Origin of the sequence: Vibrio sp. NH-UV-68 (assembly GCF_042940635.1) — a bacterium.
GTDB lineage: Bacteria > Pseudomonadota > Gammaproteobacteria > Enterobacterales > Vibrionaceae > Vibrio > Vibrio pacinii.
Genome location: NZ_CP134975.1, coordinates 1164602 through 1179053 on the forward strand (window position 1 = coordinate 1164602; position 14452 = coordinate 1179053).

The window sequence follows — 14452 nt, forward strand, 5'->3', positions numbered from 1 at the left end:
TGTTAAATTATGAGTTTGTGTCAAAATTCAACAGCAATATTGAACATGAACATGAATGAGGTGTGCGAGTTGTGGCAATAACAGCCTCGCGAGGCGAGGCTGATGATTTATAAGCTTTGTTAAACGCTAACGGGTTTTTCTAGCATCACGGCATTATATCGCTCTAGGCCCGCTTTGAGGTCAGCGATCAGATCGTCAACGTTTTCTAGGCCGATATGTAAGCGAATTAGGGTTCCATCAAAGTTTGGATTGGCGACAGTACGAAGACTTGTGAAGCTTTTTGGTTCGTTAGCCAAAATCAAACTCTCGAATCCCCCCCAAGAATAACCCATACTGAAATGTTGCATGCTGTCTAACAAAGCGGTAGTTGCACGTGGATAACTGGTTTTAAGTACGAACGAAAACAAGCCATTACCACCAGTAAAGTCACGGACAAAAAACTCATGACCGGGACACGTTTCAAGAGCAGGATGACGGACATGGTCAACTTCTGGACGGCTCTGTAGCCATTGAGCGATCTTGAGACTGCTTTCTGCATGCTGACGTAAGCGCACATCGAGGGTTCGAATCCCACGCAAGCCAAGGTAAGCGTCGTCTGGTGAGACGCACTGACCCATTAAATAACTTTGCTCGCGTAATTGCTCCCAATAAGGTTCACTTGCCACCGCGGTGCCAAGCATGACATCAGAGTGACCGACAATGTATTTGGTTGCTGCTTGTATCGAGATATCGACTCCGTGATCAAATGGGGAAAAGTTCACGCCGGCCGCCCAAGTGTTATCTAGCATGACGATAATATCATGTTCATGAGCGATACTGGCTAAGGTTGGGACATCTTGAACTTCCATGGTAATTGACCCCGGAGATTCAAGAAACAGCACTTTGGTATTGTCTTGAATCAGCTCGCGGATGCCTTCACCGATCGTTGGGTCGTAATAAGTCGTCTCCACGCCGATTTTTTTCAGCATGATTTCGCAAAAATCACGGGTAGGTTCATAGCACGTATCGACCATCAATACGTGATCGCCACTTTCAACAAAGGCCAAAATAGCATTTGAAATAGCCGCAGTACCACAAGGGTAAAGGGCACAGCCAGCGCCACCTTCAACTTCAGTCATGGCGTCTTGGAAGGCAAAATGAGTATGGGTGCCACGGCGACCATAAAAGAGCGTTTTATTGGCACGATTGACGGTGGCGTGATGCTTTTCTGCCACGGTATCGAAAACCACGGTTGAGGCTCTTTGCACGGGTGGGTTAACCACACCGTTAGTCCACTTTTTGTCGCGACCTGCGGTGACATACTTAGTTTGCTTACTTTGTGACATTGGAAGTCCTTATCTAATAACGCGTTGCCTTATTTAAAACATGGCAACGCGTCAATAGCAAGAGGGATCACAGCAGTGGATTAAATAGATAGAAGACTCGCTCGAAGAAGCGTGAAAAGATGGTGCGTTGTTTCCATTGAGCTAGCTCGACAGGGTGGGCTTGATCAATATAACTTTGCTGTAGCCAATACATCTCTTTGGTAAATGCTGGGTCGTCAATCGCCAATGTCAGTTCAAAATTGAGCCACAGACTGCGCATATCCATATTAACCGTGCCGACTAGGCAAAATTCTTTGTCGATCACCACCGATTTAGTGTGTAGCAGACCACCATAGAATTCATAGATTTTTACTCCTGCAGTGAGTAGTTCACTGTAAAAAGCGCGTGATGCCCATTGAACCATCATGGAGTCATTTTTGTGCGGAATGATCAATTCAACCTCGATTCCCCGCTGGGCGGTCATCTTTAAGGTTTCCAATAAGTCAGAACTTGGTACAAAGTACGGTGTCGTGATGCGTACCGAGTGGTTGGCTTGATTGATCGCTAAGGTCAATACCTGAGAAATAAGGTGCTCAGGCATTCCTGGTCCTGATGGAACCACCTGTACTGGCTGTTTAGGTTGATTGGTTTCAATCTGACACTCTGGCAATTTAGGAAAAGTGCGCGAGCCCGTCTCGACCTCCCAATCCCAGCAGTGAATGGCCGAGAGTACGTTCACCGTCGGTCCTGTGATCCGTACCATGATATCAATCCACTGACCCACACCTGAGTTTTGCTTGAAGTAGGCAGGATCAACCATATTCATTGAGCCGGTATAGGCAATTTCTTCATCAATCACAATGATTTTTCGATGCTGGCGCAGATCGAGCCTACGCAGAAAAATACGCAATGGACTTACTTCCAGCGCTTGCACCACTTCAATACCCGCGCCGCGCATCATTTTGTACCATTCACTGCGAAAAAAGCGCGGGCTGCCAGCGGAGTCGAGTAATAACTTAACGTTGACACCTCTTTTAGAGGCTTGAATAAGGGCGGATGCAACGGAATCCGCAAGCCCGCCTGGGTGCCAAATATAAAAGACCATGCGAATACTCGATTGAGCATTTTCGATATCTTGAATGATTGAGTGGAGAATTTGTTCAGGTGAGTTTTGCAGTGACAATGAATTACCGGACAGTGCCGGTAAACCTAAACGGTTGTTACACAGCTCATCAATGCGATAAATATGCCGACCAAAGCTTTCGGGTGAGTGCGCGTTGCAATCATTTAGGTTGGAAAACCACTCCGCAAATGGTGCGAGCATCTCTTTGGCGCGCTCTGCTCGGGTTCGGCCAAGATTCAGTTCACCAAACAAGAAGTAGCAAGCGACACCGACGATCGGGATGATGTAGATGATCATCAGCCAAGCTAAAGATACGCTAACAGCCCGTCGTTTGAGCACTACGCGAATAGTCACCCCAGCGACCAGTATCCAGTAAAAACCAATGCTTGCCAGTGTTAGAAAGTGATAAAACTTTTCCATTCAGTAACCTAGATAAAAATATGCTCCTCAATCTTAGAACCGAGAGAGGGTGAGAACAAGCATGATTTGTAAGAACAAGGTCAGTAAGTGCAATTGTCTGCAAAAAGAACAATAATGTTATAGGAATGTAAATGATGGTGTATAGTGGATGTTAAAGGCCAAAAAAGCAGCATTTAAACATAATAATTACATTTGTGGTGGGAAAATGCACTAAATGGGCTTCCAATTTTAATCCTAAACTGGTTTACTTGCCATAACGTTAGCGTCGTTGATAATTCTATTAAGTGTAAAAATAATTATACGCACATTTTTTAGACGCCTAACAGAAGCAAACACAACTTAAAAAAACGATTTAATGGAGTAACCGTGGCTACAAGTACAAGTGCACAGCCCCGTGATACGTGGGGGTCTAAATTAGGCTTCGTTATGGCCGCAGCAGGTTCTGCTGTTGGTTTGGGCAATATATGGAAATTTCCTTACACAGCAGGTGAAAGTGGCGGCGGCGCGTTCGTTGCAATCTACCTCATTTTTGTAATTTTTATCGGCTTTAGCGTGATGTTGACAGAGTTCGCTATTGGTCGTAAGACAGGTCTATCAGCAGTAGGTGCCTTTAAATCGACCGATCGTCGTTGGACATTTACTGGTGTGATGGGGGTTCTCAGTGGCCTACTGATTATGGGTTTTTACCCAGTGGTAGGTGGTTGGGCTCTCGCTTATATCTTCAAAGTGGGCGGCGGTTTATTAAGTACCCCTGAAGCGATTGGTGATAGCTTTGGCGGCTTTATCTCTGATCCAGTTCAACCACTGATGTGGATGGGTATTTACTTGATGCTTAACATCGCTATCGTTATGAAAGGTATTTCAGGCGGTATCGAAAAAGCGGGTAAGATCCTAATGCCACTGCTGTTCTTGATCCTGATCGTGGTATCAGTCAAGGGTTTGATGCTTCCGGGCGCGATGGCAGGTTTAGAATTCCTATTCATGCCGGATTTCTCTAAAGTTGACAGCAACGTGGTTCTAGCCGCGCTTGGCCAAGCCTTCTTCTCTCTCTCGCTTGGTATGGGTTGTATGATGACCTACGGTTCTTACCTGAAGAAGAAAGAGAACCTAGTCCAAACGACGGGTATGGTGACGGCAATGGATACCGGTGTCGCTATCCTTGCTGGTGTGGCAATGTTCCCTGCAATGTTCGCATTTGGCATGGAGCCTGCGGCAGGCCCAGGTCTCGTCTTCGTAGTGGTTCCACAACTGTTTGCTGAGATGGGTGGCGTTATTGGTCTACTATTGGCTCTGATGTTCTTCATCGGTTTGACAGTAGCGGCGTTGACCTCTTCAGTGTCACTGTTGGAAGTGGTGGTCTCTTACTTAATTGATGAGAAAGGTCTTAAGCGTTCGACAGCAGTTATCAGTGCTAGCGCTGTGATGGCATCACTGTGTGTGTTTGCTTCTCTATCGCTTGGCGGTGTTGGCCCTACCTTATTTGGTACTGGTGCATTTGATATCTTCGACCTACTGACGGATAAGATCTTCCTAGCTGTTGGCGGTATGTTGGTATGTATTTTTGCTGGCTGGCGTCTATCTCGCTCTGAGCTTGAGAAAGAAGTGACCAACGATGGTCAAGTTTCTTTCCCACTCTTTGGTCTATGGTACAGCCTAGTTAAGTACATCATTCCTGTGGCAATCGCAATTGTTGCCTTTATGGGGATCAAGTCTGGTTTCGACAGCGGTAAAGGCGAAATCATGTTACTGGGTATCGGCATTATCGCTTTAGCGGGTATCTTCTCTAAGAAGCTATAATTCGCCAAGTAAAATGTTACCGAAAGCCTCCTTCGTTGGAGGCTTTTTTATGGGCGCTAGTAAGATGTATTTTGCTGAGTTGCCCTCAGCGTGAACTGGTTTTCAGCGTGAGAAACGGTATACTCTTGCCTCCGAAACGGAGCCATGCCAATGTTTGATATTTTATACACTCACCGCGATTTTTTGGTCATTAATAAACATCCTAATGTTTCAGTACACAAAGATGATGGCGAAACGATGTTGCTGCAGGAAGTCGCCAAAGAGAGCGGCGATCAGCAGCTTTATTTGATTCATCGCTTAGATAAAATGACCTCGGGAATTTTGTTACTTGGTCGCAATAACAAAGCAGCGCGAGAATTGAGCGAGCAGTTTGCCAAGCGGCAGGTCGCCAAGTTTTATCTGGCGATCGGCAGTAAAAAACCGAAGAAAAAGCAAGGGCTAGTGAGTGGCGATATGCAACGCTCTCGCCGCTCTGCTTGGAAGCTTATCAACTCTCATGACAATCCTGCTGTGACACAGTTTTTCTCTTTGGCATCCGAGCCGGGAGAGAGGCTTTTTTTATGTAAGCCCCATACTGGCAAGACTCATCAAATACGAGTCGCACTGAAGTCGGTGGGCTCTGCGATTGTAGGCGATCCGATTTATAACCCGTCAAATATTGCCGATCGTGGTTACCTACACGCCTTCGTGCTGCGTTTTCAATATCAGCAACAAGAGTACTGTTTTGTTTGTGATCCTCGCAACTATGCTGATCTGGGCGAAAAATGGCATCAAGAAAATACCAGTCAGAGCATTGAAACCTGGCTTAAACCATGGGAGTTATCATGGCCGACGATAAACAAATAGACGCTGAATACGCAATGCAAGCGTCACAACTACCACTTTTTTTTCAACAGTTGACTCAGCAACTCGCCATTGCGCCCAATGAGGTGCGCCGCTTGTTTCATGGGCGTGGCCGCCGTTTTGCAGGATTAGAGCAATTGACTTGTGATTGGATTCAAGGCCAATTGATCGTCAGTGTATTTAAAGGCGTTGACGAGACATTCGTTACCGCGCTGAAACAAGGTTTTGATCAGCTGACTCAATCCAGCCTATGGCAGGAAAAAAATGGTCGTGCGATTGTTGTACAACATCGATATGCACAAGGTGCGCCCTCCGAAATCATCTGGGGTGAGCTTGACAATCGTCCGGTCGTCGAAGAGTCAGGGCTTAAGTACCAGCTTGATATTGGTCGCAATCAAAACTTCGGTTTGTTTCTTGATATGCGCTTTGGACGCGATTGGGTCAAAGTGAATGCGAGCCAAAAAAATGTTTTGAACCTGTTTGCTTACACGTGCGGGTTTTCGGTTGCCGCCATTGACGGTGGTGCGGATCAGGTCGTCAACGTTGATATGGCGCGCTCGTCGTTGAGCAAAGGGCGTGACAATCATCATTTAAACCAGCATAACCTTAACCAAGTGAAGTTTTTGGCTTACGATATTTTCCGTTCATGGGGCAAGATCAAGCGTTTAGGGCCGTATGATTTAATCATCATCGATCCACCCTCGTTTCAAAAAGGCAGTTTCGCTTTAACTAAGGATTACAAACGGATACTGCGTCGTCTTCCTGAGTTGCTCTGCGATGGTGGGGAAGTGATCGCGTGCGTGAATTCGCCTCAGGTGACCAGTGACTTTTTGATTGAGAGTATGCAAGAAGAAGCGCCTCAACTGAGTTTTGTCGAACGCTTAGACAATCCGCCAGAGTTTGCGGATATTGACAGCGAAGCGGCGCTTAAGGTGTTGCGTTTCAAATAATTAAGGCGCCTCAGGGCGCTTTTTTATTGCGTTTAAACTTAACTAGCCAAGTTGCACTTTGACATCGGATTCAAGTGATGATGAGCAAGCTAATACGTACCCTTGTTCAAGTTCTTGCTCAGTCAGTGTCTCTTGACTGGTTGATGTCACCGCACCTTGGCTAACTTTGCATTTACACGAGCCGCAGATCCCGCTGCGACAAGCTACAATCAAAGGCAGTCCAGCATTCTCCAATACATCCGCTAGCAGATCGCCTTTATTGGCTTCAATTGACGTAGCCAAGTCAGGTACTTGAACCATGACCTGTTCACTACTGACCTCTTGTTGCGTCTGTTGTGTTGGTGTGAAACTCTCTTGGAAAAAGTGCCTCATGTCGAAATCGAGATCAGTGAGATAACGTCGCACATCTTGCATAAACTGGTTTGGACCACACAGATAGATCGTCCGCTGTTTAAAGTCTGGCACAAGCTGTTGTAACCAGACGGCGTTTAAGCGTCCTTCAGGGTAGTCCGTCGCTTCGCGATTTTTCAATAGCAAGCGCAGGTGGAAATGATCGTAGGCAGCGTGATAGGTTTCGATCAAATCGAAGTAAATTGTCTCTTGTTGTGAGCGGGCAATATGCAGGAACTCAATATCCACCAACTCATCACTGTTTAACCATTGCTTTGCCATTGCCATAACGGGGGTGATGCCGCATCCAGCGCTAATTAATAAAGCTTTCTTTTGCCCTTGGTGAACGCAAGGAGGGTGATCAATACAGTTAAAATCCCCCTTTGGTGGAAGGACTTGCAGTGTATCTCCGACCATCAACTTATCAAGGATGAAGTTAGAGACTTTACCACCCTCTACTCGTTTGATCGTGAGTTGGAGGTGGTCATCGCCTGATTGCGAGCAGAGTGAATAGGCACGAAACTCTGTCTTGCCGTCGATGTCGACGCCAAGAGTAATAAATTGTCCGGCTTTGAACTCAAATAGAAGCGATTCAGATAAATCTGCCAGCTTGATACTGACTGCATCGTTAGTCTCGTAGTACTTGTCGATACAGATCAGTGTGACAGGGTGATGGTCTTGCCATTGAAAAAACATAAGGATCTCTTTGCTGGTTTTATCTATCGCCCCCGAGTTTGAGATTAGGGGGGCGTACAACCTATGGTGTTATGCGGCTAGGATGGTTTTTAAATCCTCTTCTACATTGCCAATGCTGCGCATATCAAACTTATCTTGAATAATCGCTAGCAAGTTCGGGGTTAAGAAGGCCGGTGCTGTCGGGCCGGTATAGATGCCTTTTACGCCTAGGGCAAATAGGGTAAGTAGTATGACGATCGCTTTTTGCTCAAACCATGACAGCACCAATGTCAGCGGCAGATCGTTGATGTCGCAGTCGAACTCTTTGGCGAGCGCCAGTGCTAATTGGATGGCAGAATAGGCATCATTACATTGGCCGACATCTAATAGACGTGGAATCCCGTTGATCTCACCAAATGTGTTCTTGTTGAAGCGGAACTTACCACAGGCCAAAGTCAGAATCAGTGTGTCTTCAGGAGCTTGCGCTGTGAAGTCTGTGTAGTAGCTTCGTTCTGCTTTGTCGCCATCACAGCCACCGACCAAGAAGAAGTGCTTGATGTTGCCTTGTTTGACTTGATCAATCACGGCAGGGGCGGCATTCATTAGGGCGTTGCGACCAAAGCCAACGGTGATGTGATGCTCAATTTCGTCGTGTTGGAAGCCCGGTAAGTCGAGCGCGCATTCAACCACTTGGCTGAAATCGTCACCCTCGATATGAGCCACGCCCGGCCAGCCAACAATACTGCGTGTAAATAAACGATCTGCATACTGGCCAAGGTTAGGATTAAGCAAACAGTTCGAGGTCATAACAATCGCACCAGGGAAGTTAGCAAACTCTTTTTGCTGGTTTTGCCAAGCGCTACCGTAGTTGCCCACCAAATGAGAGTATTTTTTCAACTCAGGGTAGCCGTGCGCAGGAAGCATCTCACCATTGGTATAGACATTAATACCTTTGCCTTCGGTTTGCTGAAGGATTTTCTCGAGGTCGTGTAGGTCGTGACCGGAAACAAGAATACACTTGCCTTTCACCGGCTTGACGTTAACCGTGCTCGGCTCTGGGTGACCAAAAGTCGCGGTTTCGCCGTGATCGAGCATTTCCATCACTTTATAGTTCATCAGACCGATACGCATTGAACAATCAAGTAATTGGCCAAGATCTTGTGGATCGGTGCCAAGCCACGCCATAATTTCATGGTACTCGGCATAGATGTCATTGTCAGTTTGCTCTAAGACGCGTGCATGCTCCATGTAAGCCGCTGCGCCTTTCAAACCATATAAACACAGTAGGCGCAGACCAATCACATCTTCATGAACTTGGTCTTTACCACGATTGACGGCTACTTGAGGTGCTATCGTTAAAATTTGCTCAGCATCTGCAGGAAGTTCAAATAACGCAACCGCAGGAAGTGTCCCAAGTGTCTCGTCGTTCAGCGTTGCCGCGCTGATGACTTGCTGCTTGAGCGCTGCTTTATAAGTCTCTGCGATAGAAGTGAATTCAAGCACACGCTGAGGGTCAAAGTTAACGTTGGTCAACGTTGAGAAGAAGGCTTTTGGTGCCCATTGATTAATTTCATCATTGACGATATTAAATTCGAGTGCTTTCGATGCCCAAAAAGAAACCCCTTGCAGCGTATAGACCAACACGTCTTGTAGATCAGAAACTTCAGATGTTTTGCCACACATGCCTTGAGTAAAAGAGCAGCCTTTAACTGTCGGGGTTTGGATTGTCTGTTCACATTGAATACAGAACATATTGGGTTCTCCAGTGGTTGTGGTATTAGTTGTTTGTGGGTCACTGGATAGCAGGTTATGTGCCAGGTTTTATCTTATTGAAAAATATAATCTTTTTTAATTATTTTTGGTGAGTTGATGTATTTTTTACAACGGTCTTGATGTCAATAACACATCGCGTACATCAAGCGTGGCGATAAAGCAGACAGTTGTCTTTCATATTGATGGAGCGTTTGTTAGCCACTGATTAAAAAGGATTATCGCCAATATGTCGCGTTGTTGACGATAATCCGTGTTGATTGTTACTGCATGGTGAATCAGGTGCGGTGAGAGCAGTCGCTAGGCTAGGCCTTAATCCCGAGCTTTTTACCCATGCGATAAAGGTTGCCTCGGTCCATCTGCAAAAACTCAGCGGCTTTCGCCCAGACTCCGTCAGCTTGCTTTAGGGCATGCTCAATTAAATCGCGTTGATAGCATTCAACCAACTCACGCATCGGTTGGCTCTGCGTCGGCAAGTGCTTTGATGTGTTTTTTACATCGTTGGCCGTCAGCGAGGTATCAAAATGATTGAGCATGATGGTATTGGCGTCTTGCTGAATTGCATATAACGCCGCGCGGGTTAAGGTGTGTTCAAGCTCGCGAACATTGCCATACCAAGGGAGTGATTCGAGCTGGTTCAACACCTTAGGATGGACGTGGAGGTTGGGCGCATTAAATTGTGCGCGCACTTTTTCCAATAAATAGCCTGCGAGCACCGCGATGTCACCTTCACGATGTCGCAGCGCTGGCACATGGATTGGAAATACATTTAAACGGTGAAACAAGTCTGCGCGAAAACGGCCTGACTCGACTTCTTGTTCTAATTGACGGTTAGTCGCAGCGATAATTCGCACATCGACTAACAGATGTTGGTCGCTCCCGACCCGTTGCAGTTCACCTTGCTGAATGACTCGCAATAACTTGGCTTGAAGCAATAGCGGCAGTTCTCCCACTTCATCGAGAAATATTGTGCCACCATTGGCCAGTTCAAACTTTCCTGTTCGATGACTATTGGCTCCGGTAAATGCCCCTTTTACGTGTCCGAACAGTTCGCTTTCTGCTAAGCCCTCTGGCAGTGCGGCGCAATTGACGTAAATCATCGGTTTATCGCTGCGATGGGATTGGGCGTGTACGGCATGGGCGACTAACTCTTTGCCGGTGCCGGTCTCGCCGGTGATCAGCACGGCATAATCGGACTTAGCTACTGTGGCAATATTGTTGCGCAGCTGATTGATTTGCGGACTTAAGCCCACCATTTCGCTGTGCTTTGAACGAGCTTGCTGAATTAAGGTCTGAGTAACGTTTTTTTGCTGACGATGCTGCGCCTTCAGTGCTTTCACTTGTGAAATATTACGCAGTGTCGCCGCCGCGAGTGCCGCGAAGGTATCGATAATCGTTGGGTCAAGGTTATCGAAGGCACCAACAGTAAGGGCATCTATGGTTAAAGCTCCAACTAACTGTCCTTCAACAAATAAACTAAAACCCATACAGTCATGCACATCGATACAGGTGTCATGGCTGACTAAGCTGCCATCGAAAGGGTCGGGCAGAGGAGAGTTCGCATCAAAACGTACAGGCTGGTGGCTTTGAATGATCGCCTCGAGTCGTGGGTGAGCTTTAGGAAAGAAGCGTCGACCCAATACGGCTTTGGATAGCCCTTTGACTGCCACTGGAGTTAAAAAGCCATCTTGGTCAAAAATGAACAAACAACTGGCATCACAGGGAAAGACTTGCGTAACGCCATCAATCAAACTCTGGTATTGCTGATCGTGTGAACGACTGGAATTAAGGTTAAGAGCGATATTGAGCAGAACGTGGTCTAGAGTGGGCGACATGACAATCCTTGGCTGATAAGCAATGGTGTTATGCTATCAAGCTGATGTCATTTGAACATCAAAATGGAATTTAGTTTGATGTTTGGTTGACGACGATCAATGGTTTGTGTGCCGATACTGATGAATAAACCTAATCAATGGCAATTAATCTACATTCTCTATTGACCTCAACTTAACTTGAGCTTTTATCTTGGTCTTATTGAGGTCCAATAGGAGAGGGTAAATGCACAATACCTATATAAAAGAGCTAGCAGTAAAGAGCTATCAAGAAGAGATGCCCACGCAGGTATATCGCCATAAGCAAAGCCGTTGGCATTTGCCAAGTTTTGTTGCTGGGTTGCTGATGACGCTTGTTATCAATAACTTGCTGGTCTAAATAGAGCGGTCAGCTCAGATGAAACTGACCGCTCTACAGATTTATGAGTTGAGAGTATGAAACCCTGAGTAGATGCGAGTGAAGGTGGTAAACCAGCACGCGGCGCCAAACAGATAGGCGATGAGGGCAAAGTGGTGTGGAAATAGGCAGAAAAACACAAAACAACCAATGGTTTCTGTTCCTTCCGTCAGACCGCTCATGTAATAAAGTGATTTATTTTTATACACAGGGTTTTCAATGCCGCGTTTACCTGCCATCACCGCAAACGCGAGGAAACTACAACCTGTGCCAATAAAAGAGAAAATCAAAAACGCGCTCGCGACCGCATTCTGCTCTGGATTGGCTAAAGCAAAACCAAACGGGATCAGAGAGTAAAATAGGAAATCGAGGCAAATATCGAGGAATCCGCCTGCGTCGGTTATGCCTTGAATACGGGCCAGAGCGCCATCCAGCCCATCACAGATTCTGTTTAAGACGATAAACAACAAAGCGACGAGATAGTGTTCCGTGACCACAGCTGGAAAAGCGCATACCCCGAGTGCAAAACCAAACAGTGTGGTTTGGTTGGCGGTAGCCCCTAAACGGTTGAGTCCTTTAGCACTCAAAGCAAGGGGAGCACGAATTAGTTTGATACTCACTCTATCAAGCATGGTTATTCTCCCATGGCCACGTTAAGCAGCGGCTGCCATGAGCAATATCGGCTTCATCGTGAGTGACCATTAACGTTGGGATATTGGCTTGTTTGAGCTGTTCTACCACCCAAGTTCGAAATTGAACCCTGAGATCTTTGTCCAATTTACTGTATGGCTCATCAAGTAAGGCCGCTTTTGGTTCTGCCAATAGCATGCGTGTTAATGCAATTCGCGCACGTTGACCGCCAGAAATTTGTTCGGGGTACGAGTAAGCAAGCTTGGTTAAATTTATGTTCTTGAGTGCTTGTGTTGCCCGTTGTTGGCGTTCGGCGCCTTTCACGGAGTCTGGTAAAGCGAATGCGAGGTTCTCCCAAACCGATAAGTGCGGGAAAAGTAAATCGTCTTGAAACAGTATTCCTACTTCACGTTTGTGTGCCGGAACACTATCTAGCTTGATGTCGTTCAGCGTGATTGCGCCCGAATAGCGAAATTCAGCACTCAGATGACCTGCAATCGTATCCAATAAGGTTGATTTTCCGCAGCCACTTGGCCCCATTAAGGTCACAATTTCTCCTGGTGGCACTGTGATATTCAATGCAGGGAATAATGGGTCACCATTGATTTTATGGATGGTGAGGTTTTCGAGACACAGACTCATTGGACAGTAAACCTTTTATAGACAATCGGCGATATTTGGCCTGTAAACGGCTAAGCAAAATCGCAAATGAGAAAAACAGCAGAGGCAACAACGCTTGCCACAGAGCGTAAATGGCGGTGACACGTCGATCAAAACCGCTTGATAACGCAACCGCTTCGGTTGTAATGGTGCTGATGCGTCCTGCGCCCAACATTAGGGTCGGGAGGTATTGTGCCAAACTAACACTGATACCAACCGCCCACGCAAAGGCAACGGCAGGGAGTAGCAGTGGCAATTTGATGTTAAACCAGGCTTGAAGTGGAGATTTGCCTAAACTTAAAGCCACGCGAGTTAAGCCGTTATCAAAACTTCGCCATGGCCCATCAAGCGATAAATAGACAAATGGGAAGGCGAAGAAAACATGCGACCAAATAACCCAAAATAAATAGTTGCCACTACTGACATACAAGGTCGCGACTTGCATACCAAACAAAACCGATAGTTGTGGAATTAACATGGGGATAGCAATGACATAGCTGGGTATACGCCAACGGTGACGAAGGTGGTATTCATGAGCAACCAGTCCGAGTATTAACGCGATGCTGGCACTCATCATCGCGATCAGCATGCTTTGCTGTACGGTACTTGCGACACTGTGCCATTCGTATTGCCAAAAGCGTAAACTGTACTGGCTTGGGAGTAAATCTGGAAAACGCCAACGCTGGGCAAAGCTCCATATAATTAATAGCGGCGCCATGAGTAACGTTAATAACGTAATGATACTAAATAGACTCTTGCCTGGTAAGGCGATCCCGCCACGACCAGAGGTTTGCCAACTTCGCCATCTTTTGGTGATAAACCACTCCACCGAGCGAGTAAAACCAATCAGTATTGAGGCTATTAGAAACAAAACCACAGCGCCGGAGGCAGCACGAGGCAGCAGTGATAAGTCTGGATCGTTAAACCACTGCCAAACGAGAACGGCAAAGGTAGGTGGATTTGTTGGTCCAATAATTAACGCGACGTCTACTACCGAGAGGCTATAAGCGATCACAGCAAATAGCGGAAAGCGAAGTTTAGCCAACCATTGAGGGAAAATGCATTTCCACCAAGTTTGAGCGTGACTGTACCCCAATGAGTGACTCAGCTTCTCATATTTATCAACATTTAACTGGTTTAAGATAGGAATACTCATCAATAGCAAAAATGGCACTTCCTTGAGTGCGAGCATAACGATCAAACCAACGCCAATGGGATCTTTAACTAGCCACGCTAACTGCTCAACGGATTGAGTATTTGGGTCATAATCGAACAATTGGCTAAGGGTTCGAATCCCCATGCCTGTCGGGGCAAACAGAAACGCAAATCCAATAGCAAACGCGACGTGTGGCATGGCGAGAAGTGGTGCCAAGCTCACTTCTACTTTGCGCCAAAACTTGCTGTGCCAAGTCGCCTGTAAGACAGCGAATGTGATCATACAGGCAAGGTAGCAACTCACTAGGGTGGTATATATTGTTATGGCAATGGATTTTTCTACCCCTTGCCAATCGAATACGGCATAAAAGCCGTCAAAAGAGAATTGGTTTAATCCAACCGGGGGAATGTAACCCAGTGCAGAGACAACCACCCCGAGTAATCCCGGGATGGTCGGAAGGATGCAAACGGCGATAAGAATCCAATACAACGTTCTTAACATGGTA

Annotated in this window: 12 protein-coding genes; 4 read left to right on the forward strand and 8 right to left on the reverse strand. The window is 46.4% G+C overall.

All coding sequences use genetic code 11. The annotated features are described in order from the left end of the window. Positions 1–119: 119 nt before the first annotated feature. Entirely contained in the window at positions 120–1325 is a 1206-nt protein-coding gene (locus ViNHUV68_RS05450) for a cystathionine beta-lyase (protein ID WP_038174468.1), read from the reverse strand. A gap of 67 nt (positions 1326–1392) precedes the next feature. Then, positions 1393–2847, reverse strand: a complete 1455-nt coding sequence (gene cls, locus ViNHUV68_RS05455; RefSeq protein WP_038174466.1) for a cardiolipin synthase — start codon at positions 2845–2847, stop codon at positions 1393–1395. A 366-nt stretch (positions 2848–3213) separates the two neighbouring features. Here cls and ViNHUV68_RS05460 point away from each other — a divergent pair, with 366 nt between their 5' ends. From ViNHUV68_RS05460 to ViNHUV68_RS05470, 3 genes are all read left to right on the forward strand, one after another. Beyond that, positions 3214–4644, forward strand: a complete 1431-nt coding sequence (locus ViNHUV68_RS05460) for a sodium-dependent transporter (RefSeq protein WP_391089754.1) — start codon at positions 3214–3216, stop codon at positions 4642–4644. Between the two features lie 150 nt (positions 4645–4794). Then, complete coding sequence (locus ViNHUV68_RS05465; protein ID WP_391089756.1) at positions 4795–5490, forward strand: TIGR01621 family pseudouridine synthase; 696 nt, start codon at positions 4795–4797, stop codon at positions 5488–5490. Positions 5491–5504: 14 nt separating this feature from the next. Then, positions 5505–6437 carry a class I SAM-dependent methyltransferase gene (locus tag ViNHUV68_RS05470; protein WP_391090274.1) on the forward strand — a complete coding sequence of 311 codons (933 nt, stop codon included), beginning with the start codon at positions 5505–5507 and terminating at the stop codon, positions 6435–6437. Positions 6438–6479: 42 nt separating this feature from the next. Here ViNHUV68_RS05470 and ViNHUV68_RS05475 read toward each other — a convergent pair whose 3' ends face one another. The 3 genes from ViNHUV68_RS05475 to norR form a co-directional block, all read right to left on the reverse strand. Continuing rightward, entirely contained in the window at positions 6480–7523 is a 1044-nt protein-coding gene (locus ViNHUV68_RS05475) for a 2Fe-2S iron-sulfur cluster-binding protein (RefSeq protein WP_391089758.1), read from the reverse strand. Between the two features lie 69 nt (positions 7524–7592). Then, complete coding sequence (gene hcp / locus ViNHUV68_RS05480; RefSeq protein WP_391089760.1) at positions 7593–9254, reverse strand: hydroxylamine reductase; 1662 nt, start codon at positions 9252–9254, stop codon at positions 7593–7595. Positions 9255–9577: 323 nt separating this feature from the next. Next, complete coding sequence (norR, locus tag ViNHUV68_RS05485; RefSeq protein ID WP_391089762.1) at positions 9578–11107, reverse strand: nitric oxide reductase transcriptional regulator NorR; 1530 nt, start codon at positions 11105–11107, stop codon at positions 9578–9580. Between the two features lie 223 nt (positions 11108–11330). Here norR and ViNHUV68_RS05490 point away from each other — a divergent pair, with 223 nt between their 5' ends. Further along, positions 11331–11483: a hypothetical protein gene (locus tag ViNHUV68_RS05490; RefSeq protein WP_169739007.1), complete on the forward strand. Its 153-nt coding sequence runs from the start codon at positions 11331–11333 to the stop codon at positions 11481–11483. A gap of 41 nt (positions 11484–11524) precedes the next feature. On the opposite strand, the gene ViNHUV68_RS05495 is transcribed toward ViNHUV68_RS05490, so the two are convergent. Genes ViNHUV68_RS05495 through ViNHUV68_RS05505 form a run of 3 tightly spaced genes read right to left on the reverse strand, consistent with a single transcriptional unit; the run spans position 11525 to position 14448 of the window. Further along, positions 11525–12133 (reverse strand): CDP-alcohol phosphatidyltransferase family protein, encoded by a 609-nt coding sequence (locus ViNHUV68_RS05495; protein WP_391089764.1) that lies wholly within the window; start codon positions 12131–12133, stop codon positions 11525–11527. Further along, the gene (locus tag ViNHUV68_RS05500) at positions 12126–12773 is read right to left on the reverse strand and encodes an ATP-binding cassette domain-containing protein (protein WP_038174459.1); all 648 of its coding nucleotides are present in this window, start codon (positions 12771–12773) and stop codon (positions 12126–12128) included. Before ViNHUV68_RS05500 ends, ViNHUV68_RS05495 begins: the two co-directional genes overlap by 8 nt. Further along, positions 12739–14448 carry an ABC transporter permease gene (locus ViNHUV68_RS05505; protein ID WP_391089766.1) on the reverse strand — a complete coding sequence of 570 codons (1710 nt, stop codon included), beginning with the start codon at positions 14446–14448 and terminating at the stop codon, positions 12739–12741. The genes ViNHUV68_RS05500 and ViNHUV68_RS05505 overlap by 35 nt, the downstream gene beginning before the upstream one ends. Between the last annotated feature and the right edge of the window lie 4 nt (positions 14449–14452).